This is a genomic window from Pseudomonas frigoris (assembly GCF_047758635.1).
Classification (GTDB): Bacteria; Pseudomonadota; Gammaproteobacteria; order Pseudomonadales; family Pseudomonadaceae; genus Aquipseudomonas; species Aquipseudomonas frigoris.
In genome coordinates this window covers 691,009-717,613 of record NZ_CP180479.1, presented here as the reverse complement: position 1 = coordinate 717,613, position 26,605 = coordinate 691,009, and the positions used below count along the sequence as shown (strand labels likewise).

The window sequence follows — 26,605 nt, the reverse complement described above, 5'->3', positions numbered from 1 at the left end:
ACTTATTTTGTCAGTATACTTGCAGGCTAGCCTTTTCGCCGTATAACCACTTGCCACTATCATCAAAACAACATGACTGTCGCGAGCACAGGCAAAGCAGTAGCTAGTTCCTACTTTCGAAACATCGATCAAAGCCAATTCATTTGACAAGGACGTACCGTCCTCCACAAGCATCTCTGACACCTCAGTGCCTACTGCCCCTAAAGACTTACAATCTAATACGTCATTAAAGGTAATTAGCCAAAGCTCCTCCCGCTAACCCAAGCATAAAGGGGACGGATTTATTTATTACTCTTGAGAATGCCGACGCGCGGGAGTCCAGACTGACAGGCACCACCTTATCCATCACCAACTGGCCCGATCTTCAAGATTCGCTAAAAGAAGATCTTCCTTCCAGGTCTCCTGAGCCAACAAATAGACATCTTGAAGAAATCCACGGGGATCTTCCAATGCATACCACTCACCACGCGGCCAACTCCCTGCATCTTCTTCCTCTATATCAAACAAACTCTGAAAATCAAAAGACGCATCGCTTAGCTTTTCCGCTAGAAAATCCAGCAGCACGAGTTTATGTCGATAGGACAGATAACCTAGATTCAAGCTGTATCTTTTGATCAGCTCCGCTCTGTCAAAACGATCATTAGGATTAAATACTTCCAGTTCCGCACCCCGAGTTTCCTCGCGATCATAAACATCAAAGACGCCGATAAACCACATCAAATCGGGTTGAAATTCTTCATTTGAAAATGGATCTCGCAACATCATTTTCTCTCCGAAGGAAAAGCAGTAAAAGGCCGCAGCACATTATCCTTATCGAACTTAACTTCAAACCAATTCAGATTTTCATTTAGTGTTGGGTTACGAGCGTCTTTCTTGTTCGGTTTATAACCACGCCCGGCCCCAGGAAGCTCCATCCTTACGATCGGATTTTTATTGTGGTCCTTCCCTGTATGCGGGCTCAAACCTAACGCCTCCCTTGTCATAGCTTTATTCAATGCCCCCAAATGCATACGCCAGTTTCTGAATTGAGAGCTCAAGTTCCCTCTAGCGCCTTTCGGAACCTCACCGGTATGAGGATCGGCCCCATTATCTGCTCGTTGTTTGAGCGCTTGGTCAGATATTTCTGAGCTGTGTTTTTTGACTGTGTGCATATCATATTTTGCTTCCATTTCTTCAACACGCCGCTTCGCATTCGCCTCAGCCAACTCATCAATCCGCGCCCTCCGCTGATCACCTGTCAGCTTCGGCAGCGCTGGCTCACCCTCATCAACCCTAACGCCAGTCGTATCATCCGGCGCCCCACATCCAGGCTTATTCGGCGGCGGGCAGTTCCCGCTCAACCCCAACGGATCAACCCAACCCGTCGGATTCGGCGTGTACTGGTACTGGTTCAGCCCACCCGCCAACTTGATCGGATCCGGCGTCAGGTACCGACCAACCTCCGGATCATAGTACCGATGCCGGTTGTAATGCAGGCCGCTCTCGGTGTCGAAGTACTGCCCCTGAAACCGCAACGGTTGCTCGAGCTGCTCGCCCCCACCGAGCACCTGTCGCGTGACTTTGCCGTAGGCGTTGTACTTCGCCGACCAAACAATCTCGCCGCCAAAATCGGTCAGTTCCTGCGGCGTACCCAGGTGATCGAGCTGGTAGTAAAACGGGCAAGCCTTGCGCGGGCCTTTGCCGTCGAGCATGGCCAGTGGGCGGAAGCTGCCGGGTTCGTAGACGTAGCTGCGGTAATGCTCGCGGCTGCTTTCGGCGACGAGGTTGTCGCCCTGCCAGAAGAACTCGGTGGTTTTACCGTCGACGGTTTTGGCGATGCGGCGGCCGAAGGCGTCGTAGCGGTAGCTGGCGCTGCGGCCGTCCGGGGTCGTGACGCCGACCAAGCGGTGCTGGCAGTCGTAGCGGTATTCGGTAACCAGTTTTTGCGCGGTGCCGCGCCGTTCGCGGATCAGGTTGCCGAAGGCGTCGTAGTCGTAATGGCGGTCGCCCTGCATGAGCAGACGGTTGCCTTTGACGGTCGCGGCACCGGGGCGGTCCTGCATCAGCAGGTTGCCGGCCGGGTCGTGGGCGAAACTTTCCGGTGGGTCGTCGCGGGTGTGGCGGACGCGGGTCAGGCGGTTGAGCGGGTCGTATTGGTAATTGCGTTGGCCGTGACGGGTGTCGGCGATGCTGTCGAGATTGCCGTTGGTGCCGTAGGCATAGTCGCGGCGATACAGCGTTTGGTGCTGTTGGCTGACAGCGTGGGCCTTCAATCGGCCCTGATCGTCGTAGGCATATTCGCTGAGCACCTGCCCCTGCTGGCGTTGCTGTTCGCGACCGAAGGCGAATTGGTGAGTGGTGAGTCGCGCGCCGTTGAGGTCGATGGCCGTCAGCGCACCGCCCTTGGCGTGGTGGTAGTCGAGTTTGCTGCCGTCCGGCAGGCGCAGGCGCTTGAGTTGGCCGCAGGCGTCGTAGCCATATCGCAGCGTGCCCCAGCCTTGGTGTTCGGTGATCAGACGATTCTGCTGGTCGTATTCGAACTCCAGCGGATGGTCGTTGCCGTCATCGACGCCGATCAGTCGACCGAGACTGTCGTAGCGATATTCAACCTTAATGCCGTTGGGTAGGGTTTTGACCAGCAGACGTCCGGCCGAATCCCGCTGATAACCCGTCACCAGTTGCGAGCCATCGTCGCCGAATTCGGTTTTCTCCAGCAGCTGGCCGTTGAGGTCGTAGGCATACGCCGTGCGTTGGCCGTCGAATCCGGTTTCCTGTCGGATCAAGCCATTGGGCGTGTAGTCCAGGAGATATTTTTCGCCGGATTCGTTTTCGATCTCGGTGAGCAACAGCTGGGCGTTGTCGTAGCGGTACTTCAGCTGGGTGCCGTCGGCATTGAGGCGGCGGCTGACCAGATGCAGGTCGTCGTCGTATTCGTAACGGGTGACGCGGCCCAGTTCATCGCGTTCGGCGGTGATTTTGCCGTAGGCGTTGTAGCTGAACGCGCGGCTGGCGCCTGTGGGAAGCGTCGTCTGGATCAGTCGGCCGACGGCATCCCATTGGTACTGGGTGACGGCACCGTGTTCGTCCTGACGGGTAATCTGCCGCCCCAGCGCGTCGTAGGAAAACCGCCGCACACCACCATCCGGCAGCGTTTCCTCAACCAACTGCCCCAAGCCATTCCAGGCAAAGACATGCCGACTGGTGTCCGGGTAACGGATCGACAGCAGCAGCCCTTTATCGTCGTAGTGATAGTGGCTGACATGGCCGTCGGGGTCGGTCGCTTCGGTGATGTCACCGTGCGTATTGCGCTGATATTTCCACACGGCTTTGCCGCGGTACCACGCATGCAGGAAACCGTTTCGATACTCGTAGGCAGTCGGTTCGTCTTCCGGTGGAATCAGCGCGATCAGCCGTCCGACCTCGTCGTAACGGTATTCGGTGACGGCGCCGAGCGGGTCTTGCTCGGCAATCAGCCGACCGTTGTCGTCGTAGGCCTTGAGCTGTTCACCACCGTCCAGCTCGACCTTGCGCACCAACCGCGCCCGCTCATCGTGGACGTAAACCTCTTCACTGCCATCGATGTTCTGGACGATGACACTTCCCTCGTCATCCCAGACATAACGCGTGTCCATCTGCGAAAACGACGCCCAATGCCGCACACATCGTGCCGCCTTGCCGGACCTTTCCCACTCCCAGAAGAAACTCGCCCCACCGGTCAGTTGCCGCTGCAGGATGACGTGCTGATCGTCGTAGTCGTAGCGCTCGCTTTCGCCGGCGGCATTGGTTGCTTCGATCAGTTGATCGCGTTCGTCGTAGCCGTAACTGACCAGTGTCTGCTCGGTGTGCCTCGTCGAGGGTCTGGGCCGGGACAAAAACCTGATAGTCGACGGCGACCAAATGGCTGCGGTCATAGCGCAATCGCAAGGCACGGCCGGCGCCATTGTCGAGGCGCTTGATGCGGTCTTGCCGGTCGCGGGTGATGCGCAGGCGGTTGTCGTAGGCGTCGCTGATCGTTGTCAGTCGGCCGTTTTGAAAGTGATAGAAGCGCGTGTCGTCACCGGCCTGGGCGAGGATCAGTTCTTCTGGTTGATCTCCGAGATAAATCGCCGCCCGCGACAGGCTGTTGTGTATCGCCGGGCGCTCGGTACTCGGTAGCGGAAAGGTCGTACGGCGGTTTTCGTGGTCGATCCAAAGGACGTTTTCGCCATCGATTTCCAGTCGATTAGACAGCGAATGGCTCCAGCCGAAGCCGAGGCCGTCATCGATTTCAGCGGCACTGGTGCGATATAGCCGGGTGAACTCGAACGGCAGGATGCCGTCCAGCGAGCCGTCGGTGAGGGTCAGCAGTTCTTCGCCGGTGACCATCGACACCGGACATTTGTTGGTGGCGGTTTTATCAACGGAATCGGCGCTGTCGCCGTTGGGGTTTTTCGCCTGATCAGGGACGTTGTCGTGGTGTTCGTTTTGCTTGAGCGTGGTATTGCGCTTGGCATCCCAGCGCAGTTGCATCCGGCCTTTTTTCATACCGGCCGCGATGCCCCTCGCGGCGACTTTTTTGTAGCGGTCGACGTAGCTGATGAAGCTGTTGATGATCGTGAAAATCGCTTTGACGAGGCGCAGGACAGCGCTGAGTAATTGCGCAGCTCGATTAGCCAGCCGCATCGTCAAATAGGCGATACCGGCCCCTGCTGCAGCGAACGTCAGAACGATGCCAATCAAGATGTCGATCAACAGCTGCACCACCACCGTCGACACGGCTTCGGCGGTTTTGCCGGCGATCTCGCCGGGCGGCAGCATGTCCAACCAGAGGCTGGCGGTGCGTAACAGCATGCACAGCGCCGCTTCGTCACTGGCCAGCAGTTGGGCTTTTTCCATGACATCGGGGGCGGTTTCCGCGAGGTTCTTCAGCTCTGCGGCGCTCTCGCCCAACCGCTCACCAAACTTCCCGGGATCCTTGAGGATGTCCGAAAGCAGTCCGATGCCGTCCCACACACCCTCGATTGCCGCCCAACTTCCCGCAAGCATTCCATTGCCTACAGCAACCGAAGAAGATTCCGACCACTTCGGCTTAAACGACTTCCATTCATCACGCAGCCACTTCTCAAGTTCCTTCGTCAGGCCGTTGTAGGAAGAGAAAAGATCTTCAACGTGCTGCGGTGTGACTTCGTTGTGGACATGAATGCGGTAGAACTTGCCCTCGTCCCCCTTGAACGTCCCTTTGCCATTTTCATCAAGCGTGACAAGCGTCGTCTCTCCGCTCTCAAGCGCAATCACATCTACCTGAATATTCCCCACGGGGATGTCATAAACCGATTCAAACTTGCTCTCTATCTCTAGCTTTCCACCCTTTGGGCATTGCACCACGGAGGAGAGAAAATCGTCGTCGCCACTGCTCACCGCTGTGCTGGTGCTGCCGAATCGAATGATCCGTTCCATGCCCATCAACGAAGGCAAATCAGCCGCGTGACTGGCCTTGTCCGCCGCCCGACTGAACCAGTGCTTCAACTGTTCGCGATAAAGAGAAAGGGTGCTTGGGAAACTGTCGAGCTCCTGCTCGATACGCACAATCTGATCCATCAGTTCAGCTCCGCCATCAGGTAGTCCACCAAGGCTGTTTTGGGTGCTTGAGGCAGGTCCGGTGTTTCAAGAAAGATCACAACCTTGTGGCGCAAGACGCTTTCGGAAAACGCCTCAAAAAGATCAGGGCGCTCCTCGCCAAGCCACTTCACCAAGTTGTTGATGCGGGTTGTTGCGAACTCTTCGGCGAGGTATTTGAGCAGCGATTCAGAAACCTCCCACCACGGAAACAAGCGGAAGGTTTTCAGCGCATTACCACCGATTTCGACCGATTGGCCGTTGATCAAACAGCGCCCGATCACAGGCATTAACTGCGTAGCGTTAACCTCGGCCGACCGAAGAATCGGCAGCAAATAACGCCCATCCCAAAAGCGAAAAAACACCGCATTACCGTTGGGCAGGAGGACTTGGGTAAGGCTGCGCAAATGCTCGACCAGCACTTCTTGAGAGGCCGAAGAAACCGCCAGCCAACCCCAATCGCGAGACTCGGTGTTGGCAACCCACTGCAGAAACTCACTGCCGGCAGCGACTATTCCGACATAGGGCATCACCGGTTCCCACTCGGCGTAAGCGGTGTCGGCCCAGATCGGACTGGGTGCTTGAGCGGAGATCGAACGCTGCCACGCTTTGAACGGTTCAGCGCCGCTCGCATTGCTGAAAACCGCGAACAACTGCTCGGAAGGTTTGAGCGGTTGGCGATCCAGCCAGTCGTGGGGTGACAAGACATCAGGCTGCACAGACACCCTCCTTGCAGCGCTCACATTCCTCACAGAACGGCGCGTCGCTTTTCAGGCTCAGAATCTGTGCGGCACTTAGCAGCGCCGCCGGGGCGGCGACGAGTTTCAATGGGGTATCCGGCAAGGCTGGCGAAGCCGCCATGGCCGGCATTAACGCACCGCCAACCTGAATCGGCACACTGCTGAAGATGCCGCCGGGACCGATGTTGATCCACTGGCCGCCCGCCTGAATCGTCGCGCTGGCCCCGCCGTCGATCACCACTTGCTGACCGGCGCTGACATGGAATTGCTGACTGGCATTCAGCGCCTGGCTGGTCACGCGAATGTGTCGGTCACCGACCACCACCAGGTGATCATCCAGTTTCACTTCGGTCTGGCGCTGGCCGTGGGTGATGCGTTGCTCGTCGGCCTTCAGCTCATGGCGAGCGGTGCCGGTGACGACAATGCTGCGGGCGTTATCGACCTGCACCTGTTGATCATTCAGGACATGCTGGGTCCAGTTTCGCTGGGCGCGCAGGTAGATTTCCTCGGCGCCTTTGCGATCCTCGATGCGCAATTCGTTGTAACCGCCGCCACCGGGACTGCTCTGGCTGCGGAAGATGCTGCGGGTTTTGTCGGCGGGCAGATCGAGCGGCACCGGGGTTGCGGCGTTTGGCAGGCAACCCATCACCAGCGGTTTGTCGGCATCGGCGTCGACGAATCCCACCAGCACTTCCATGCCGACTCGCGGGATCATCACGCTGCCATAACGGTCGTGCGCCCAGCCGGTGGCGACGCGCAGCCAGCAACTGGCGTGTTCATCGAGCTGACCGTCACGGTCCCAAGCCAGCTGAACCTTGACCCGACCGAACTCGTCGCAATGGATTTCGCTGTCGGTCGGACCGGTGACCACGGCAGGTTGATAGCCGAGCATGCGTGGTTTTTCCGGCCCGAGTGGAGGGCGAAACGAAACGTCCCACGGTGTTGCCAGAAAGGTATTGCGATAGCCCTGGAAATCATCCGGATTGTCGCTGGTGACTGACTCTTCCAGCACTTGCGGCTGGCGGCCACGGTGCTCGATTTCGGTGATCAACCACAGGTCATTCCATGCCTGACGCGGATGCTCGGCCAGGTGTAGGAAGTGGCCACTGACCAACGCCGATTCGTCGCCACGACCTTCGGCCTGACGGAAGTCGGCGTTGTGGCGTTCGAGTGCTCGTTGGGCCAGATGCCTGCCGTGTTCGCGATCGGTGAATTGACCAGGAAAGTGGTAATCCTCGAGCACCGGTCGCAGCTCACTGTCGAGGCGGCTTTCAAGTTGCAGGCGAGGTTTCTGGAAGTCGTAGTCGCGACGGGTTACGGCTGTCGTCCGGGTTTCCAGTCGCACGTTGAAACGCTTGATGGCCGGCGCATCCGCCGCCATTCCGCTGCCCGGCAGGTATAGCGTCGGCTCGGGCAGACGAGGGAAAACCGTCTGGTCATCACCAAACACCAACAGGTGTCCGTCGAGGCTGTGCTGAAAGTGGTAGTGAATGCCGATCTCGGCACACAGCCGCTGGATGAACGCCAGATCGCTTTCGGCGTATTGCACGCAGTACTCGCGCGCTAGGTAATCGCTGCCGAGCCGAAACTCGAAAGCATCGCGCTGGATGCCGTGGTCCTTGAGGATTTGCGCGACGATCGTCGGCACGCTTTTGTGCTGGAAAATCCGCTGATTGATGCGCTGGCCGAGGTAGGCCAGACGCGGCACGAGACTGATTTGGTAACCCGTCAGGCGTTGTCCGGAATCGCTTTGGCCGACGCGAAATATCTGACCATGAATGCCGGAACCCTGCGCATCAAAACTCAGAAACGCCTGACGATGCAGGAGGCTTTCGAGTTCGATGTCCGGCCGTTCGCTGACCAGTTCCAGGTCAAAACGGTAGGGCTGGCTGATGGCTTCCTTGCCCATGAACTCAAGCACCTTGAGCTCATTCTGGACGCCGTCGATCGTCAACGTGAAACGCGGTTGATTGGCAGGAGCGAACATCCGATGTGTCTCTGCAGAATGAAGGCGGGCGATTCTGCATGAGCAACAAGGGGTGTTGAGGTAGGGACAGGGAAATCAGATTTGCCCTACTTTTTTAGAGATTTATCCTTCAACAATTAGTGTGTTTGGCTACAGACAATTCCTTCAAAAGCACCACTAACCACTGTGGGAGCGAGCTTGCTCGCGATGGCGTCGGGTCAGTCGACCTCATTATTGAATGATCTGCCGCTATCGTCGGAACGCCGCCCGGAGCAAGCTCGCTCCCACAGGGGATAGATAGGGATTCGAGATTTGCGTAAGCAAAAAAAACGACCCGCCTCCAAAGGAAGCGGGCCGTTTTCATGTTCGGCGAAAGGTCAGAGCATCAGCTCTTCCCCATCACTTATTCAGGCGGAAATCTGCCTCGGCAGCGGCGAAGCGCTGAAGCATGCCGTGAGTCGGCGTGCCCAGTTTGCTGACGATGTAGATGGCCAGGCTGGCGAAGATGAAGCCCGGGATGATTTCGTACAGGCCCAGCAGTTCGAAGTGTTTCCACACGATCACGGTGATCGCGCCGACCAGGATGCCGGCCAGTGCGCCGTTACGGGTCATGTCTTTCCAGATCACGGAGATCAAGACCACCGGACCAAACGCTGCACCGAAACCGGCCCAGGCGTAGCTGACCAGACCCAAAACGCGGTTTTCCGGGTTAGCGGCAAGACCGATAGCGATCAGGGCAACCAGCAGCACCATGGCGCGGCCGACCCAGACCAGCTCAACCTGGGAAGCGGTTTTACGCAGGAAGGTTTTGTAGAAGTCTTCGGTCAGGGCGCTCGAGCACACCAGCAACTGGCAGCTCAAGGTGCTCATCACGGCAGCCAGAATGGCCGACAGCAGTACACCGGCAACCCAAGGATTGAAGAGGATTTTCGCCAGTTCAATAAACACGCGTTCGTGGTTTTCAGTCACCGGCGCGGCCAATTCAGGGTGCGCCGAGAAGTAAGCAATACCGAAGAAACCTACAGCGACGGTGCCGCCCAGGCACAGGATCATCCAGGTCATGGAGATGCGACGCGCTTTAGCGATCGACTTGACCGAATCCGCCGCCATGAAACGCGCCAGAATGTGCGGCTGGCCGAAGTAGCCCAGGCCCCAGCCCATCAGCGAAATCACGCCGATGAAGGTGGTGTTTTTCAGCATGTCGAAGTTGCTTGCGTCTTGCGCTTCGATGGCCAGGAACGTGGTGTCGACGCCGCCGGTGGCCAGCAGCACGATGATCGGCGTCAGCAACAGGGCGAAGATCATCAGGGTGGCTTGTACGGTGTCAGTCCAGCTCACTGCCAGGAAACCGCCAACGAAGGTGTAGGCAATCGTCGCCGCAGCACCGGCCCACAGCGCCGTCTCGTAGGACATGCCGAAGGTGCTTTCAAACAGACGGGCGCCAGCCACGATGCCGGAAGCGCAGTAGATGGTGAAGAACACCAGGATCACGACCGCGGAGATGATCCGCAGCAGACCGCTTTTGTCTTCGAAACGGCTGGAGAAGTAATCCGGCAGGGTCAGCGCATCGCCGTTGTGCTCGGTCTGCACGCGCAGACGGCCGGCGACGAACAGCCAGTTCAGGTAAGCACCGATGATCAGGCCGATGGCGATCCAGCTTTCGGACAGACCGGACATGTAGATAGCGCCCGGCAAGCCCATCAACAACCAGCCGCTCATGTCGGAGGCGCCGGCGGACAATGCAGTCACGACGCTGCCCAGGCTGCGACCGCCCAGAATGTAGTCAGAAAGATTGTTGGTGGAGCGATAGGCCATGAAGCCGATCAGCACCATTGCTGCGATGTAGATCACGAACGTGATCAGTGTTGGATTGCTTACGCTCATTAAGTGATGCCCTGGCTTTGTTTTTATGTAGCGGCAGAGTGTGAAACCGCCGACAAACGACAACGTTTGTTCAGACGATTTCGGGGCCCGCGCATTTATGACTGATGTTTCCCCAGGAAAGCCATCAGCCGGTGCACCTGTCTTTTTTGACCGGTTGCACCTTGGGCGCGAATGCTATTCAACAAAGCAAATAAGGTGCAACCAGTTTCGCGAGAATAAGTTGCACCTAGTCGGATTTTCCTGAAAAAGCCCTGTTTTTGCTCCCTTTTAGCGCAGTCCTGGCGGTTTACTAGAAGTAAAAGCACCAAGCAGGAGCGGTACGTTCGTACCGGAATTTATTTCCTGACGAGCTGCGTATTATTCCGACAAAAAAAGGGTTGCACCCGGTTGCACCTCGGCGGTTGCACGGCTAATCTTGCCGCCAGCTGATGCCACGCGGTCGTGGCAAACATGAGGATAAAAATATGGCTACCACCACCCTTGGGGTCAAACTTGACGACCCGACCCGCGAGCGCCTCAAGGCTGCCGCGACCTCGATTGATCGCACGCCGCACTGGCTGATCAAGCAGGCAATTTTCAATTACCTGGAAAAACTCGAGGGTGGTGCAACCCTGACCGAGCTGAGCGGTTTGATCAGCAAAGACGCTGACGACGCCGGCGAAGTCCAAGCTGACCACGCGCACCAGTGCTTCCTGGAATTCGCTGAAAGCATCCTGCCGCAATCGGTGCTGCGCGCCTCGATCACCGCCGCATACCGTCGTCCTGAGCCGGAAGTGGTGCCGATGCTGATCGAGCAGGCTCGCCTGCCGATCGCCATGGCCGAAGCCACCAACAAGCTCGCCGCCTCGATTGCCGAAAAACTGCGCAATCAGAAGAGCGCCGGCGGCCGTGCCGGGATTGTTCAAGGCCTGTTGCAGGAGTTTTCTCTGTCGTCCCAGGAAGGCGTGGCGCTGATGTGCCTGGCCGAAGCGCTGCTGCGGATTCCGGACAAAGGCACCCGTGACGCGCTGATCCGCGACAAGATCAGCACCGGCAACTGGCACCCGCACTTGGGCAACAGCCCGTCGCTGTTCGTCAACGCCGCCACTTGGGGCTTGCTGCTGACCGGCAAACTGGTCGCCACCCACAACGAAGCCGGCCTGACTTCGTCCTTGAGCCGCATCATCGGCAAGAGTGGCGAGCCGATGATCCGCAAGGGCGTCGACATGGCCATGCGCCTGATGGGCGAGCAGTTCGTGACCGGCGAAACCATCGCCGAAGCCCTGGCCAACGCCAGCAAGTTCGAAGCCAAAGGCTTCCGCTATTCCTACGACATGCTGGGTGAAGCCGCGCTCACCGAGCACGACGCCCAGAAGTACCTGGCCTCGTACGAACAAGCCATCCACTCGATCGGCAAAGCGTCCCACGGTCGTGGGATTTATGAAGGCCCGGGCATCTCGATCAAGCTGTCGGCACTGCACCCGCGTTACAGCCGTGCGCAGTACGAGCGCGTGATGGACGAGTTGTACCCGCGCCTGCTGTCACTGACCTTGTTGGCCAAGCAATACGACATCGGCCTGAACATCGACGCCGAAGAAGCTGACCGCCTCGAGCTGTCGCTGGATCTGCTGGAGCGCCTGTGCTTCGAGCCGCAACTGACCGGCTGGAACGGCATCGGTTTCGTGATCCAGGCTTATCAAAAGCGTTGCCCGTATGTGATCGACTACGTGATCGACCTGGCTCGCCGCAGTCGTCATCGCCTGATGATCCGCCTGGTGAAAGGCGCGTACTGGGACAGCGAAATCAAGCGCGCCCAGGTCGAAGGCCTGGAAGGCTATCCGGTCTACACCCGCAAGGTGTACACCGACGTTTCCTACATCGCTTGCGCCCGCAAACTGCTGTCGGTACCGGAAGTCATCTACCCGCAGTTCGCCACGCACAACGCCCACACCTTGTCGGCCATTTATCACATTGCCGGTCAGAACTATTACACCGGCCAGTACGAGTTCCAGTGCCTGCACGGCATGGGCGAACCGCTGTACGAACAGGTTGTAGGTAAAGTTTCCGAAGGCAAGCTGAACCGTCCGTGCCGCGTGTACGCACCGGTCGGTACTCACGAAACACTGCTGGCGTACCTGGTACGTCGTCTGCTGGAAAACGGTGCAAACACCTCGTTCGTCAACCGCATCGCCGACCAATCTATTTCGATCCAGGAGCTGGTGGCCGATCCAGTGGCCAGCATCGAGCAGATGGCGACGCTGGAAGGCGGCTTCGGCCTGCCGCACCCGCGTATCCCACTGCCGCGTGATCTTTATGGTGCCGAGCGCGCCAACTCCAGCGGCATCGACATGGCCAACGAACATCGTCTGGCTTCCCTGTCCTGCGCCTTGCTGGCAACCGCTCATAACCACTGGAAAGCCGCGCCGATGCTCGGTTGCACCTCCAGCACTGAAACCCCTGCACCAGTCCTGAACCCGTCCGATCTGCGTGACGTGGTCGGCCATGTACAGGAAGCCACCGTCGAAGACGTCGACAACGCGATCCAGTGCGCCCTGAACGCTGCGCCGATCTGGCAGGCCACTCCGCCCGCCGAACGCGCCTCGATTCTGGAACGTGCCGCCGATTTGATGGAAGGCGAGATCCAGCCGCTGATGGGCCTGCTGGCTCGCGAAGCCGGCAAGACCTTCGCCAACGCCATCGCCGAAGTACGTGAAGCTGTGGACTTCCTGCGTTATTACGCAGTGCAGGCTCGCAACGATTTCACCAACGACGCCCACCGTCCATTGGGTCCGGTGGTGTGCATCAGCCCGTGGAACTTCCCGCTGGCAATTTTCAGTGGTCAAGTCGCTGCTGCATTGGCCGCCGGTAACCCGGTACTGGCCAAGCCTGCGGAACAAACCCCGCTGGTGGCGGCTCAAGCCGTGCGCTTGCTGCTCGAAGCCGGGATTCCGGAAGGCGTGCTGCAACTGTTGCCGGGCCGTGGCGAAACCGTTGGCGCGCGTCTGGTCGGTGACGATCGGGTCAAAGGTGTGATGTTCACTGGCTCCACCGAAGTCGCTCGCTTGCTGCAACGAAACGTCGCCGGTCGCCTGGATGCTCAAGGTCGCCCGATTCCGCTGATCGCTGAAACTGGCGGCCAGAACGCGATGATTGTCGACTCCTCGGCATTGACCGAACAGGTGGTGATCGACGTGGTGTCGTCGGCCTTCGACAGCGCCGGCCAACGCTGCTCGGCACTGCGCGTGCTGTGCCTGCAGGAAGATTCCGCTGACCGTGTCATCGAAATGCTTAAAGGTGCCATGGCGGAATGCCGTCTCGGCAACCCTGAGCGGCTGTCCGTGGACATCGGCCCGGTGATCGACGCCGAAGCCAAGGCCGGTATCGAGAAGCACATCCAGGGCATGCGTGACAAAGGTCGCAGCGTGTACCAGGTGGCAATCGCCAACACCGAAGAAGTCAAACGCGGCACCTTCGTGATGCCGACCCTGATCGAACTGGAAAGCTTCGACGAGCTGCAACGGGAGATCTTCGGTCCGGTGCTGCACGTGGTTCGCTACAAGCGCAAAGACATTGATCAATTGATCGGTCAGATCAACGCGTCCGGCTACGGCCTGACGTTGGGCGTGCACACTCGCATCGACGAGACGATCGCCAAGGTGATCGATAACGTCAACGCCGGTAACGTCTATGTGAACCGCAACATTGTGGGTGCTGTGGTTGGCGTGCAGCCGTTCGGTGGTGAAGGTCTGTCGGGTACCGGCCCGAAAGCCGGTGGTCCGTTGTACCTGTACCGCCTGCTGTCGACGCGTCCTACCGATGCAATCGAACAATCCTTCGCTCGCGGTGATGCCATCGCTGCCCCGGATGTTCGTCTGCGTGATGCCATGAGCAAACCGCTGAAGGCTCTGCAAGCCTGGGCTGACAGCAACAAGTTTGCCGACCTGAGCACCCTGTGCGTGCAGTTCGCGGCGCAATCGCAAAGCGGGATCACCCGTGTTCTGGCGGGCCCGACTGGCGAGCGCAACAGCTACGCCATCCTGCCGCGCGAACATGTGCTGTGCCTGGCGGAAGTCGAAGGTGATCTGCTGACGCAACTGGGGGCGGTATTGGCAGTCGGCGGTTCGGCGGTATGGCCGGAAGCTGAATTGACCAAGGCATTGTTCGCACGTCTGCCGAAGGAAGTTCAGGCGAAGATCAAGCTGGTTTCCGACTGGAGCAAGGACGAAGTACTGTTTGATGCGGTTCTGCATCACGGCCATTCCGATCAGTTGCGTGCGGTGTGCCAGCAAGTGGCCAAGCGTGCCGGTGCGATCGTTGGGGTTCATGGGTTGTCCCAGGGCGAGACCAACATTGCGCTGGAGCGTCTGGTGATCGAGCGGGCGTTGAGCGTTAACACTGCTGCGGCGGGTGGTAATGCGAGCTTGATGACTATCGGCTAAACCGCAACAAGACCGGGCGCCCGCTATGGACGCCTGGAATGCAAAACCCCTTGTGGGAGCGGGCTTGCTCGCGAAGGCGGTCGATCATTCAACATTGATGTTGAATGTAATGGCCTCTTCGCGAGCAAGCCCGCTCCCACATTTGATTAGCGGTGCCCGGACTCCACCATCACGCTCATCAATCATCCTGTTCAGCCTCTATTCCCACGCCTAGACTCGGCCCATTCCAAAAGAAGGTAGGCCGCCATGTCCGAGACGTTGCTCAGTTCCCGCAATCTGGCTTTCGAGCTGTATGAAGTCCTCGATGCAGAGGGCCTGACCCAGCGTGAGCGTTTCGCCGAGCACAACCGCGAGACCTTCGATGCTGCCATCGGCACTGCCCGCACCATCGCCGAGAAGTTCTTCGCCCCGCACAATCGCAAGGGCGACGAGAACGAGCCGCGCTATGAGGACGGTCAGGCGATTCTGATTCCCGAAGTGAAACCGGCGGTGGATGCCTTCCTTGAAGCCGGTTTCCTCAACGCGGCACGCAGTTTCGATGCAGGCGGCATGCAACTTCCTACGCTGTTGTCCCAGGCCTGTTTTGCGCATTTCCAATCAGCCAACGCGGCGTCGACCTCTTATCCGTTCCTGACCATGGGCGCGGCGAACCTGATCGAGAGTTTCGGCACCGAAGAGCAGAAACAGCGCTTCCTGCAACCGATGATCGACGGACGCTTCTTCGGCACCATGGCGCTGACCGAACCGCATGCCGGCTCGTCGCTATCGGATATTCGTACCCGTGCAGAGCCGGCGTCTGACGGCACGTACCGACTCAAGGGCAACAAGATCTTTATCTCTGGCGGTGATCACCCGCTGTCGGAAAACATCGTGCACATGGTGCTGGCCAAGCTGCCGGATGCACCAGCTGGTGTGAAAGGGATTTCGCTGTTCATCGTGCCCAAGTTTCTGGTCAACGATGACGGCAGTCTGGGCAAACGTAACGACGTACTGCTGGCCGGGTTGTTCCACAAGATGGGCTGGCGCGGTACTACGTCCACCGCGCTGAATTTCGGCGATAACGGCGAGTGTGTCGGCTATCTGGTGGGCAAGTCGCACCACGGCCTGAGCTACATGTTCCAGATGATGAACGAGGCGCGGATCGGCGTCGGCATGGGCGCGGTGATGCTCGGTTACGCCGGGTATCTGTACTCCCTGGAATATGCCCGCGAACGTCCACAAGGCCGGGTGCCGGACAGCAAGGATCCGAACACCGCACCGGTGGCGATCATTCAGCATGCAGACGTCAAACGCATGTTGCTGACCCAGAAAGCCTACGTCGAAGGCTCGTTCGACTTAGGGTTGTACGCAGCACGACTGTTTGACGACACCACGACGCTTGAGACTGAAGCCGAGCGCAAACAGGCCCATGAACTGCTGGATTTGCTGACACCGATCGTCAAATCCTGGCCATCTGAGTTTTGCCTGAAGGCTAACGAACTGGCGATCCAGATACTCGGCGGCCACGGCTACACCCGCGAATACCCGGTGGAACAGTATTACCGTGACAACCGCCTGAACCCGATCCACGAAGGGACTCACGGCATTCAATCACTGGACTTGCTGGGACGCAAACTGGCACAGAACGGTGGTGCGGGGCTCAAGCAATTGATCCGTCTGATTGCCGATACCGCCGAGCGCGCTCAAGCGTATGAATCTTTAACCGCGCTGCGTGAGCCGCTGGAGAAATTGGTGGCGCGCCTGCAAACGGTGACCATTGGCCTGCTGACGGATTTGGGGCAAGGCAAGGTTAATAGCAGCCTGGCGAACTCGGCGCTGTACCTGAAAGTGTTTGGGCACACGGTGATTGGCTGGCGCTGGCTGGAACAGGCGATTCGCGCTGAGGAAGGGCTGGCCAAAGGGAATGTGGCGGATGTGAGCTTCTATAAAGGCAAGCTGCAGGCGGCGCGGTATTTTCTGACGTGGGAAGTGCCGGGTTGCCATCATGAATTGGCGATTCTTGAGGCTCGGGATGATGTGTGCCTTGGGATGCAGGATGAGTGGTTCTAACCAGAGCCTTTTTGTGCTGCTGAAATCCCTTCGCGAGCAAGCCCGCTCCCACAGTTGACCGCGTTGCCTGATGCATCGCGGATCAAATGTGGGAGCGGGCTTGCTCGCGAAGGGGCCCGCACTGACTACACATCAACTCAGCTTGAAACTGCCCATCTGCCGCGCCAAATCATCCGCCAACCGCTGTAACGTTTGACAATCCTCACGGCAAGCCCTGACCTCCCCGGCGGTGGCACGAGCCAAATCAGAAATCCCCTGCACGTTCCGGTTAATCTCTTCCGTCACCGCCGACTGCTCTTCCGTCGCCGCCGCCACCTGATGGTTCATGTCGCTGATGCGCTCCACCTGGCCGGTAATCGCCGTCAACGACACCCCGGTGCGCTGGCTCGACTCAACCCCCGTGCCCGTCGCCGCTTGCCCGGAATGCATCGACGACACCGCGTTCTCCGCGCCTTGCTTGAGGCTGCCAATCATCTGCTGAATCTCATCAGTCGACGACTGCGTCCGCCGCGCCAACGTCCGCACTTCATCCGCGACTACCGCAAACCCACGCCCCATGTCCCCGGCCCGCGCCGCTTCGATGGCCGCGTTGAGCGCCAACAAGTTGGTCTGCTCGGAAATCCCGCGAATCACTGCCAGCACCTGATCGATGGATGCCACCTGATGGGCCAACTCGCCCACCGCACTGGCAGCGAGGCCAATCTCATCGGACATGCTTTCAATATGCCGGATCGACCCGCCCACCACTTCCCGCGCCTGCATCGCCTCATCCCGGGCGGTTTGCGAAGCCACGGCTGCATTACCGGCGTTCTGGGCGATTTCCTGTACGGTCAGTCCCATCTCATGGACGGCGGTGGCGACCATGTCGGTCATTTCCTGCTGCCGGCCGGAACGCTCTGCGGTGTTGTCCACCACCCGCGCCACTTGGCCGACTGCCGTGCGTAAACGCTCGCTGGTGGTCAGCACTTCGCCGATCATGTCGCGCTGACTTTCAAGGAATCGATTGAAGCCACGCGCCAGGTCGCCCAGTTCATCGGCGCGACTGGAATCTAACCTGTGGGTCAAATCTCCCCCACCGCTACCGATGGCTACCAGCGCTGCTGTTACCTGACGGATCGGCCGCACCAATCCCCGGGCCAGCAACACCACCAGCAACAGGCACACCAGCGCCACCGCCAGGCCGATGCCGCTGCTCATCCACATGGCGCGACGGGCTTCAGCGTAGATTTGCGACTGTGGCACTTCGGCCACCAGCGTCCAGCCCAGATCACGCAACGGCAGGCTCAACGCCAGATAATCTTCGCCGTCGCGGACAAAGCTACTGTTGGTGGCAACTTTTTGACCCATCACCGCTTGTGCGGCAGTTGCACCAATTTGTTCGGCCAACGTGCGTTTGCCGCTGAACTGCGCTTCGGGGTGAACCTGGATCAAACCGTCGGAACGCACGAGATAGACCTTGCCGCGCTCACCGAAGTTGAAGTTGTGGATCAGCTCCGACAGCTCTTTCATGCTCAGGCCAAGCCCGGCAACACCCACGACTTTACCGGCCTGCTCGACCTTGAGGTCGATGAACAGCGCCAATTCTCCGGTCGCAGTGTCAGTGTCGATATTGAGGGTTCGCGGCTGATTGCCGTCGAGGAACGAATAGAACCAGGCGTCTTTGGGGTTGGAGCGGCTGAGGGTCCGGTCCAGGCCTTTTTCGGTGAAGTAGTGGTTTGAACCAGTGCCTACGATCAGAGCGGTAAAGGCTTTGTGCTCGGCACGGATGCCTTCCAGATAGGTAACGAAGGTGTTGGTCTGGGCACTGTTTTCACCCCCGGCCAACCAGTCGCGCACCATGCTATTGCTGGCGATGTCCTTGGCGGCGGTGAGGGGTTGAACGAGGATTCGCTCGATGTCGTTGCGCATCGCTTCGATGCTCGACGGCAGCGCTTGTTCGACCAGATAGCGCTCGGCGAGGCGGTTGACCACGAGGGTATAAATGCCAACCACGATCAGAATACTGACCAGCAGGGCGGTGCCCATGCTCAGGATCAACTGCCATTGAATACTGCGTCGCCAGAACTGCATGGAGCACCCCCAAAGAATAAGAGGCTGAAACACTGCAACAGCCGTGCCGATTGTATACAACGCAAACGACAATTTATTCTTTGGTTGTGCGCAAAGCCGATCAGGCCTGATTGATCGTCTTGGAGATCACTTCAACCGTGGCGCTGACTTGCTCTTGGTAACGGTCGAGTTCCTGCTTGTGCTGTTTCTGCATTTCGATCTGCTGGGAGCACAGATTCATTGCCGCCAGCACCAACAAGCGGTCACCGATCAGTGCCGGGTACTTCTTTTTGGTGTCAGCCAGGGCAGCCTTCAGCATTAACGCGGCGTCCAGCAGGGTTTGTTCTTCCCCGGCCGGCGCCTTGATCGAATAGTCCTCCCCCAGGATCGAGACGACTTTTACCCCTGCGGCGCCGTGATTCATGCGCTGACTGGGCCGGCGCTGACGCGCTCAACCAGGGCCTGGATGCGTGCAACGGTGGCACCTTGTTTCTCTTCCTGTTCCATCAGGCTCAGCTGCAGGCTTTCGTTTTCATCCTTGGCCTGGGCCAGTTCTGCGCTCAGGGTTTGGTTAGTGCCGAGCAGGGTCTGGTTCTGTTGCACCAGGTCGCTGAACAGCTGTTCCAATTGGCTTAGGGATGCTTCCAACATTTTGATTTTCCAAGCATTTTCAAAGGGCGCGTACGATAAAGAAAAGTCACCACGGATGCCAGGGTTATTGGGGCGCAAGGCCTTGATTTTCCTGGCGGGTGACCTTCCTCGCGAACTTTAAAGACTGTGATTGGCGGATCTGGTTCCTGCACTTCGTCGCCGGAGCCTTTGTGCGACAAAAACGCGCAGGGCCTCAAGACTTTAGTCGTATGACCGATAAGTCACCCATACGTCAGTCTCAGCGCCGCACGGATGCGCTCTTTTCGGTAAACACCATGTCCCTTCGTAATATGAATATCGCGCCACGGGCGTTCCTCGGCTTTGCCCTGATTGGCGCCATGCTGCTGATCCTGGGGGTGTTCGCCCTGAACCAGATGAGCAAGATTCGCGGCGCCGCCGAGGAGATTACCTCGAACAGCGTGCCGAGCATCAAAAGCCTCGACGAGTTCACGCAACTCACCCTGCGCCTGCGCGTCTTGTCTTATCGCCTGTTGGTGAACCGCGAGCCGGAAGTCCAGCAGAAAACCCTGGACCTGCTGGAAACCCGTAATCAGCAAATCCGAACGGCTCAGACGGTCTACGAAAAACTGATCGCCAGCCCGCAGGAGCGTGCGGCCTATGATCAGTACGTGCAGCTGTTGGGGCAATACCGTCAGATCGAAGACCGCATGAAGACCCTGTCGCGCAACAATCAGGTGGATGAGTTGCGCACCCTGCTCAACACCGATCTGCTGACCAACTCCGAAGCAGTCAATGCCGTGTTGAACCGCCTTCTGGAGATCAACACTCAGCAGACCCTCGACACCAATCAGCAAGCTGCCGACCAGTACGCCTCGGCCTTCAACCTGGTGGTGACCCTATTGGTGATCGCGACCGGCCTGACCCTGCTTTTCGCCTGGTTGCTGACCAACAGCATCACCAAGCCAATCGCCAATGCCCTGAGCGCTGCCGAAGAAATTGCCGAAGGCAACCTGACTCGCCCGATCACAGTAGACGGTGAGGACGAAGCCGGCCGCTTGCTGCTGGCCATGTCGAAGATGCAGGACAAGCTGCGCGACACCCTGCAACGGATTTCCGGTTCCGCCACGCAACTGGCGTCGGCCGCTGAAGAGCTCAACAGTGTCACTGACGAAAGCGCTCGTGGCCTGACCCAGCAGAACAACGAAATCGAACAGGCCGCCACCGCGGTCAACGAAATGACCAGCGCCGTGGAAGAAGTCGCGCGCAATGCCGTCAGCACGTCCGAAGCCTCGAAAAATGCCACCACTTCCGCCGGTGATGGTCGTGACCTGGTGCAGGAAACCGTCAGCGCCATCGAACGCATGAGCGCCGACGTGCAGAGCACCGCGACCCTGATTGGCGACCTGGCCAACGAGTCCCGTGACATCGGCAAAGTGCTGGACGTGATTCGCGGCCTGGCTGACCAGACCAACCTGCTGGCATTGAACGCAGCCATCGAAGCAGCCCGTGCCGGTGAGGCCGGTCGTGGTTTTGCCGTAGTAGCAGATGAGGTCCGTGCCCTGGCGCATCGCACCCAGCAGTCGACCAGCGAAATCGAACGCATGATCGGCAGCATCCAGAGCGGGACCGAGCACGCGGTGGATTCGATGCGCAACAGCACCGAGCGTGCTGAATCGACCTTGAACATCGCCCGTGGTGCGGGCATGTCGCTGGACACTATTAATAGCGCGATCGTCGAAATCAACGAACGCAACCTGGTAATCGCCAGCGCCGCCGAAGAGCAGGCACAGGTGGCCCGCGAAGTGGATCGCAATCTGGTGAATATTCGTGATCTGTCGGTGCAGTCGGCGACCGGGGCTAACCAGACCAGTGCCGCGAGCAATGAGCTGTCGCGATTGGCGCTGGACCTGAACAACATGGTTGGGCGGTTTAGCCTCTAAACGAAGATCGCGTCACTGCCAAAAAGATCGCAGCCTCGTTTCACTCGACAGCTCCTACAGGTTTACGCGGATCCTTTGTAGGAGCTGTCGAGTGAAGCGAGGCTGCGATCTTTTGATCTGCAAAACCTTTTTGACAGCATCACATTTCAACAGGTTAGAATCGCTGGCACGCAGACTGCATGGTCAGTTTGCGCCCGCCTTTCAGCTTTCTGGAGTACTGCCTTTGAATGCGACGACCATCAACAGCCTGTTCTTGATCGGCGCGTTGCTGGTAGGTGCAAGCATTCTGGTGAGCTCACTTTCGTCGCGCCTCGGCATCCCGATTCTGGTGATCATCCTCGCGGTGGGCATGTCGGCTGGCGTCGACGGCGCCGGCATTATTTTCGATAACTACCCAACGGCCTATCTGGTCGGCAACCTCGCCCTGGCCGTCATCCTGCTCGACGGCGGCTTGCGCACCCGGGTTTCCAGCTTCCGCGTGGCGTTATGGCCGGCGCTGTCGCTGGCGACGGTCGGGGTGTTGATCACCACCGGGCTGACCGGCATGGCCGCCGCGTGGCTGTTCAACCTGAACCTGATTCAGGGCCTGCTGATCGGCGCTATCGTCGGCTCCACCGACGCCGCGGCGGTGTTCTCGCTGCTCGGCGGCAAAGGCCTGAACGAACGGGTGACCGCCAGCCTCGAGATCGAGTCGGGCAGCAACGACCCGATGGCGGTGTTCCTCACCGTGACCCTGATCGACATGCTCGCCAGCGGCCAGACCGGTCTGCATTGGAGCCTGCTCGGGCACTTGATGCGTGAGTTCGGTATCGGTGCCGTCATCGGCCTGGGCGGCGGCTGGGTCATGCTGCAGCTGGTCAACCGTATCCACTTGGCCACCGGCCTTTATCCGATTCTGGTCATTGCTGGCGGACTGGTCGTGTTTGCCCTGACCAACGCCTTGCACGGCAGCGGCTTTTTGGCGGTTTACCTGTGCGGCCTGGTCATCGGCAACCGCCCGGTGCGCAGCCGCCACGGCATTTTGCACATGCTCGATGGCATGGCCTGGCTGGCGCAAATCGGCATGTTCCTGGTACTGGGGCTGCTGGTAACGCCCCACGACTTGTTGCCGATTGCCCTGCCCGCTCTGGGCCTGGCGCTGTGGATGATTCTGTTTGCGCGGCCGTTGTCGGTGATCGTCGGCCTGCTGCCCTTCAAGGCGTTCCATGGGCGCGAGAAGGCGTTCATTTCCTGGGTCGGGTTACGCGGCGCGGTCCCGATCATTCTGGCGGTGTTCCCGCTGATGGCCGGCCTGCCCAACGCCCAGCTCTATTTCAACCTCGCGTTCTTTATCGTCTTGGTGTCGCTGCTGGTGCAGGGCACGAGCCTGCCGTGGGTGGCGAAGCTTTTGAAAGTGACCGTTCCGCCGGAGCCGGCGCCGATTTCCCGCGCAGCTCTGGAAGTGCACGTCACCAGTGAGTGGGAGCTGTTCGTTTATCGCCTCGGTGCCGAGAAATGGTGCATCGGCTCGCCCCTTCGCGAGCTGAAAATGCCCGAAGGCACCCGGATTGCGGCACTGTTTCGTGGCCAGCAACTGCTCCATCCGTCGGGTAGTACGGTGCTCGAAGTCGACGATTTACTGTGCGTAATCGGCCATGAACACAACCTTCCGGCCCTCGGAAAACTCTTCAGTCAGGCACCGCAACGGGGCCTCGATTTGCGCTTCTTCGGCGACTTCGTACTCGAAGGAGACGCCCAGTTGGCCGCGGTTGCGGCGCTGTACGGGTTGAAAGTGGATGGCATCGATCCGGACATGTCGCTCGGCCACTTCATTGCCCATAAAGTGGGCGGTGCACCCGTAGTCGGCGACCAGGTGGAGTGGAACAACACCATTTGGACCGTCGCGGTCATGGAAGGGAACAAGATCGGTAAAGTGGGCGTCAGATTCCCCGAAGGAAGTCGCCCCGGTCCGGGCTTGTTCCTCTAAACTCCATTCTTCGTCTCGTTTTCGATCGGTCTCTATGTCAACCCTGCGCACCTTTTTCATCATGGCCCTGCTGGGCTTGAGTCTTTCTGTCGGTACGTTGCAAGCGGCCGAACCGCCGTCCAGCGAAGCCGTGCAGGCGAACCTGGACAAGATCGCCGACCGCAAACTGCCGGAAGCCGATCAGAAAGCCCTGCAGAGCATCCTGCAAAGCACGCTGACACAGCTCAACAACCAGCGTGATTACGAGCAGAAACTGGCCGATCTCAAGCAGCAACTGGCCAACGCCCCAAAGCAGAACATCGAAAACCAGCGAGAACTGACCAAGCTCAAAGCCTCCAAAGTGCTGCCAGTACCGCAGCGCTATGCCAAAGAGCCTATTCAGCAACTGGAGCAAATGCTCACCGAGCGCTCCACCCAGCAAAGCGATCTGCAGAAAGCCTTGGCTGACGCCAACAGTCTGGTGATTACTGCCCAGACCCGCCCCGAGCGCGCACAGGCCGAAATTTCCACCAGCCAGACACGCATCCAGCAGATCAACAACATCCTCAAGGCCGGCAAGGACGCCGGCAAGACCTTGACCCCTGAGCAACGCGACCTGCTCAACGCCGAACTCGCGGCACTGAACGCCCTGATCCCGTTGCGTCGCCAGGAACTGGCCGGCAACAATCAACTGCAGGACTTGGGCAACAGCCAGCATGACTTGCTCTCGGAAAAATCCGATCGTCTGGATCAGGAAATCCAGGAGCTGCAAAACCTGATCAACCAGAAGCGCCTGGCCCAGTCCCAGGAGACGGTGACGCAGCAGTCCATTGAAGCGCAGAAGTCCGGCGGCAGCAGCCTGCTGGCTACCGAAAGCGCGGCCAACCTTAAGCTTTCGGATTACCTGCTCAAAAGTACTGACCGCCTTAACGAAGTCACCCAGCAGAACCTGCAGACCAAGCAGCAACTGGATAACGTGACCCAGAGCGACTCGGCGCTGGACGAGCAAATCAACGTGCTCAAGGGCAGCCTGCTGCTCTCCAAGATTCTCTACAAACAGAAACAGGCCCTGCCACTCCTCAAGCTCGACCGCGACCTGGCCGACCAGATCGCCGACATTCGCCTCTATCAATTCGAAGTCAGCCAGCAACGGGAACTGCTCAGCAACCCGGCGACCTACGTCGACAATCTGCTGTCGACCCAGCCTCCCGAGCAAGTCACCCCGCAGTTGCGCAAGAGCCTGCTGGAACTGGCCACGACCCGCGCCGACCTGCTGGAGCGGCTGAACCGCGAACTCAGCGCGGTGCTGAACGAATCCATAACGTTGCAACTCAATCAGAAGCAACTGCTGAGCACCGCGCAAAGCCTGCGGGCGACCCTCGATGAGCAGATGTTCTGGATTCCCAGCAACAAGCCGCTGGACCTGGAATGGATGCGCGCCGTACCGGAGCGCCTGGAACGTCAGGTCACCACGCTGCCATGGGCTTCCAGCCTGAGCGAATTAAGTGACGGCCTGACCCAACGGCCTCTGCTGTTCCTGCCCTTGGCACTGTTGATCGGTGCCCTGCTGTGGCGGCGCAAAAGCCTGTATGCCCGACTGAGCAAGGTTCACCAGGACATCGGCCACTTCAAGCGCGACAGCCAGTGGCACACGCCGCAGGCAATCCTGATCAACATTCTGCTGGCGATGCCGGTCTCTCTGGGCCTGGCCTTGTGTGGCCTGGCCTTGCAAATCGACGCCCGCGGACAGAACGCGAACATGGGCGCGGCACTGTTGCAAATGGCCCAGGCCTGGCTAGTGTTCTACACCGCTTACCGGGTCCTCGCGCCGGGCGGCGTGGCCGAACTGCATTTCCGCTGGGAAAAACCTCAGGTCGAATTCCTGCAGGGCTGGGTCCGTCGACTCGGACTGGTGGTCATGGCGTTGGTCGCGGTGGTGGCAGTCGCCGAGCTGCAACCCGCGACCCTGGCCGATGACGTACTCGGCATGCCGGTGGTGCTGACCTGCTACGCGTTGATGGCCTGGCTGCTCAGCCGCCTGCTGATCAGCAGCCCGACTCACCAGAACGCTTCGCTGTTCCGCAAGGCCGTGGGGATCATGTTCACCGTCCTGCCTGTCGCGCTGTTCGTGGCGGTGTGCTTTGGCTACTACTACACCGCGCTGAAGCTCAGCGACCGGTTGATCAACACCCTTTACCTGCTGATGTTCTGGCTGGTGATCGAGGCCACGTTCGTGCGCGGCCTCAGCGTTGCGGCACGCCGTCTGGCCTACCAGCGCGCCTTGGCCAAACGCCAGGCCGCGAAAGAGGCCGGCGACGGCGAAGCGGTGATCGAAGAGCCAACGCTGGATATCGAGAAGGTCAACGAACAGTCCCTGCGCCTGATCCGCCTGGCACTGCTTGGTGGTTTCATCGCGGCGTTGTACTGGGTCTGGTCGGACCTGATCTCTGTGTTCTCGTACCTGGATAACGTCACCCTCTACGAATACACCAGCGGCACCGGCGCCAACATGAGCATGGTGCCGATCAGCATTGGCGACATGCTCGGCGCGCTGATCATCATCGGCATCACCTTCGCCCTCGCGCGCAACTTGCCGGGGTTGCTGGAAGTGTTGGTGCTGTCGAAGCTGAACCTGGCTCAGGGCAGTGCCTATGCCACCACCACCTTGCTGTCTTACGTGATCGCTGGCGTCGGTTTCGTCTCGACCCTGTCGACACTCGGCGTGAGTTGGGACAAGTTGCAATGGCTGGTGGCGGCGCTGTCGGTGGGGCTCGGCTTCGGGATGCAGGAAATCTTCGCGAACTTCATCTCCGGGATCATGATCCTGTTCGAACGTCCGGTGCGGATTGGCGACACCATCACCATCGGCAACCTGTCCGGCACCGTGAGCAAGATCCGCATCCGCGCCACGACCATCACCGACTTCGACCGCAAGGACATCATCGTCCCGAACAAGACGTTCATCACCGGGCAACTGATCAACTGGTCCCTGACCGACACCATCACCCGAGTGACCCTCAAGCTCGGTGTCGATTACGGCTCGGACCTGGACCTGGTCAAGGAGTTGCTGCTCAAGGCTGCCCGTGAAAACCCACGTGTGCTGAAGGATCCCGAGCCTCATGTGTACTTCCTGAACTTCGGCGAAAGCACCCTCGACCATGAGTTGCGCATGCATGTGCGCGACCTCGGCGACCGTAACCCGGTGCTTGATGAGGTCAACCGCTTCATCAACCGCGAGTTCAAGAAACATCACATCAACATCTCGTTCCGGCAGATGGAGGTTTACCTCAAGAACATCCAGGGTCAGGAATACAGGATGGTGCCCGTCGAGCCGGAAACCAAAACCATCGTACCGCTGGTTGATGGCAAATCGCCGCAAGAGCCACCACCGGCCAAGCTCGACTAAGCGGCTTATCCCTAGCAGAATG

General features: G+C 59.0%; 12 protein-coding genes and 3 pseudogenes. 6 read left to right on the top strand and 9 right to left on the bottom strand.

The window, feature by feature from the left end; translation table 11 throughout:
* Positions 1-345: 345 nt before the first annotated feature.
* From ACMXYH_RS03300 to putP, 5 genes and pseudogenes are all read right to left on the bottom strand, one after another.
* Positions 346-765, bottom strand: coding sequence for a hypothetical protein (locus ACMXYH_RS03300; protein WP_415766290.1), 420 nt, complete (start codon positions 763-765; stop codon positions 346-348).
* Positions 762-5,556: pseudogene (locus ACMXYH_RS03295) on the bottom strand (RHS repeat-associated core domain-containing protein). Before ACMXYH_RS03295 ends, ACMXYH_RS03300 begins: the two are co-directional and overlap by 4 nt.
* Entirely contained in the window at positions 5,556-6,293 is a 738-nt protein-coding gene (locus tag ACMXYH_RS03290) for a DUF4123 domain-containing protein (protein ID WP_415766289.1), read from the bottom strand. Before ACMXYH_RS03290 ends, ACMXYH_RS03295 begins: the two are co-directional and overlap by 1 nt.
* Positions 6,283-8,301 (bottom strand): type VI secretion system tip protein VgrG, encoded by a 2,019-nt coding sequence (locus ACMXYH_RS03285; protein ID WP_415766288.1) that lies wholly within the window; start codon positions 8,299-8,301, stop codon positions 6,283-6,285. The genes ACMXYH_RS03290 and ACMXYH_RS03285 overlap by 11 nt, the downstream gene beginning before the upstream one ends.
* Before the next feature lie 378 nt (positions 8,302-8,679).
* Complete coding sequence (gene putP / locus ACMXYH_RS03280) at positions 8,680-10,164, bottom strand: sodium/proline symporter PutP (RefSeq protein WP_134419725.1); 1,485 nt, start codon at positions 10,162-10,164, stop codon at positions 8,680-8,682.
* Positions 10,165-10,628: 464 nt separating this feature from the next.
* Here putP and putA point away from each other — a divergent pair, with 464 nt between their 5' ends.
* Together putA and ACMXYH_RS03270 are read left to right on the top strand one after the other, a co-directional pair.
* On the top strand, positions 10,629-14,582 hold the full coding sequence (gene putA / locus ACMXYH_RS03275) for a trifunctional transcriptional regulator/proline dehydrogenase/L-glutamate gamma-semialdehyde dehydrogenase (RefSeq protein ID WP_415766287.1): 3,954 nt from the start codon (positions 10,629-10,631) through the stop codon (positions 14,580-14,582).
* A gap of 246 nt (positions 14,583-14,828) precedes the next feature.
* The gene (locus tag ACMXYH_RS03270; RefSeq protein WP_415766286.1) at positions 14,829-16,631 is read left to right on the top strand and encodes an acyl-CoA dehydrogenase; all 1,803 of its coding nucleotides are present in this window, start codon (positions 14,829-14,831) and stop codon (positions 16,629-16,631) included.
* Between the two features lie 132 nt (positions 16,632-16,763).
* Here the strand turns inward: ACMXYH_RS03270 and ACMXYH_RS03265 are convergent, their stop codons facing one another.
* The 4 genes and pseudogenes from ACMXYH_RS03265 to ACMXYH_RS03250 form a co-directional block, all read right to left on the bottom strand.
* Positions 16,764-17,495: a methyl-accepting chemotaxis protein gene (locus tag ACMXYH_RS03265; RefSeq protein ID WP_415767652.1), complete on the bottom strand. Its 732-nt coding sequence runs from the start codon at positions 17,493-17,495 to the stop codon at positions 16,764-16,766.
* 135 nt (positions 17,496-17,630) lie between these two features.
* Positions 17,631-18,656 (bottom strand): annotated as a pseudogene (locus ACMXYH_RS03260) (HAMP domain-containing protein); the annotation flags it as partial.
* A 145-nt stretch (positions 18,657-18,801) separates the two neighbouring features.
* On the bottom strand, positions 18,802-19,104 hold the full coding sequence (locus ACMXYH_RS03255) for a cell division protein ZapA (RefSeq protein WP_415766285.1): 303 nt from the start codon (positions 19,102-19,104) through the stop codon (positions 18,802-18,804).
* Positions 19,101-19,331 (bottom strand): hypothetical protein, encoded by a 231-nt coding sequence (locus ACMXYH_RS03250; RefSeq protein ID WP_415766283.1) that lies wholly within the window; start codon positions 19,329-19,331, stop codon positions 19,101-19,103. The genes ACMXYH_RS03255 and ACMXYH_RS03250 overlap by 4 nt, the downstream gene beginning before the upstream one ends.
* Positions 19,332-19,540: 209 nt before the next feature.
* Between ACMXYH_RS03250 and ACMXYH_RS03245 the strand changes: the two are divergent.
* From ACMXYH_RS03245 to mscK, 4 genes and pseudogenes are all read left to right on the top strand, one after another.
* Positions 19,541-20,377, top strand: a pseudogene (locus tag ACMXYH_RS03245) (MCP four helix bundle domain-containing protein); the annotation flags it as partial.
* Positions 20,360-21,232: a methyl-accepting chemotaxis protein gene (locus ACMXYH_RS03240; RefSeq protein WP_371925560.1), complete on the top strand. Its 873-nt coding sequence runs from the start codon at positions 20,360-20,362 to the stop codon at positions 21,230-21,232. The pseudogene ACMXYH_RS03245 and the gene ACMXYH_RS03240, both read left to right, overlap by 18 nt.
* Positions 21,233-21,455: 223 nt before the next feature.
* Positions 21,456-23,198, top strand: a complete 1,743-nt coding sequence (locus tag ACMXYH_RS03235) for a potassium/proton antiporter (RefSeq protein WP_415766281.1) — start codon at positions 21,456-21,458, stop codon at positions 23,196-23,198.
* 34 nt (positions 23,199-23,232) lie between these two features.
* Positions 23,233-26,583, top strand: coding sequence for a mechanosensitive channel MscK (gene mscK, locus ACMXYH_RS03230; RefSeq protein WP_415766280.1), 3,351 nt, complete (start codon positions 23,233-23,235; stop codon positions 26,581-26,583).
* Positions 26,584-26,605: the final 22 nt, after the last annotated feature.

What these genes read in the sequence shown, in the direction of transcription:
- ACMXYH_RS03270 (WP_415766286.1), top strand. Translation starts at nt 14,829, where the DNA reads ATGTCCGAGACGTTGCTCAGTTCCCGCAATCTGGCTTTCGAGCTGTAT.
- ACMXYH_RS03300 (WP_415766290.1), bottom strand. Translation starts at nt 765, where the DNA reads ATGATGTTGCGAGATCCATTTTCAAATGAAGAATTTCAACCCGATTTG.
- mscK (WP_415766280.1), top strand. Translation starts at nt 23,233, where the DNA reads ATGTCAACCCTGCGCACCTTTTTCATCATGGCCCTGCTGGGCTTGAGT.
- ACMXYH_RS03255 (WP_415766285.1), bottom strand. Translation starts at nt 19,104, where the DNA reads ATGAATCACGGCGCCGCAGGGGTAAAAGTCGTCTCGATCCTGGGGGAG.
- ACMXYH_RS03250 (WP_415766283.1), bottom strand. Translation starts at nt 19,331, where the DNA reads ATGTTGGAAGCATCCCTAAGCCAATTGGAACAGCTGTTCAGCGACCTG.
- ACMXYH_RS03285 (WP_415766288.1), bottom strand. Translation starts at nt 8,301, where the DNA reads ATGTTCGCTCCTGCCAATCAACCGCGTTTCACGTTGACGATCGACGGC.
- ACMXYH_RS03240 (WP_371925560.1), top strand. Translation starts at nt 20,360, where the DNA reads ATGTCGAAGATGCAGGACAAGCTGCGCGACACCCTGCAACGGATTTCC.
- putA (WP_415766287.1), top strand. Translation starts at nt 10,629, where the DNA reads ATGGCTACCACCACCCTTGGGGTCAAACTTGACGACCCGACCCGCGAG.
- ACMXYH_RS03265 (WP_415767652.1), bottom strand. Translation starts at nt 17,495, where the DNA reads ATGGTCGCCACCGCCGTCCATGAGATGGGACTGACCGTACAGGAAATC.
- putP (WP_134419725.1), bottom strand. Translation starts at nt 10,164, where the DNA reads ATGAGCGTAAGCAATCCAACACTGATCACGTTCGTGATCTACATCGCA.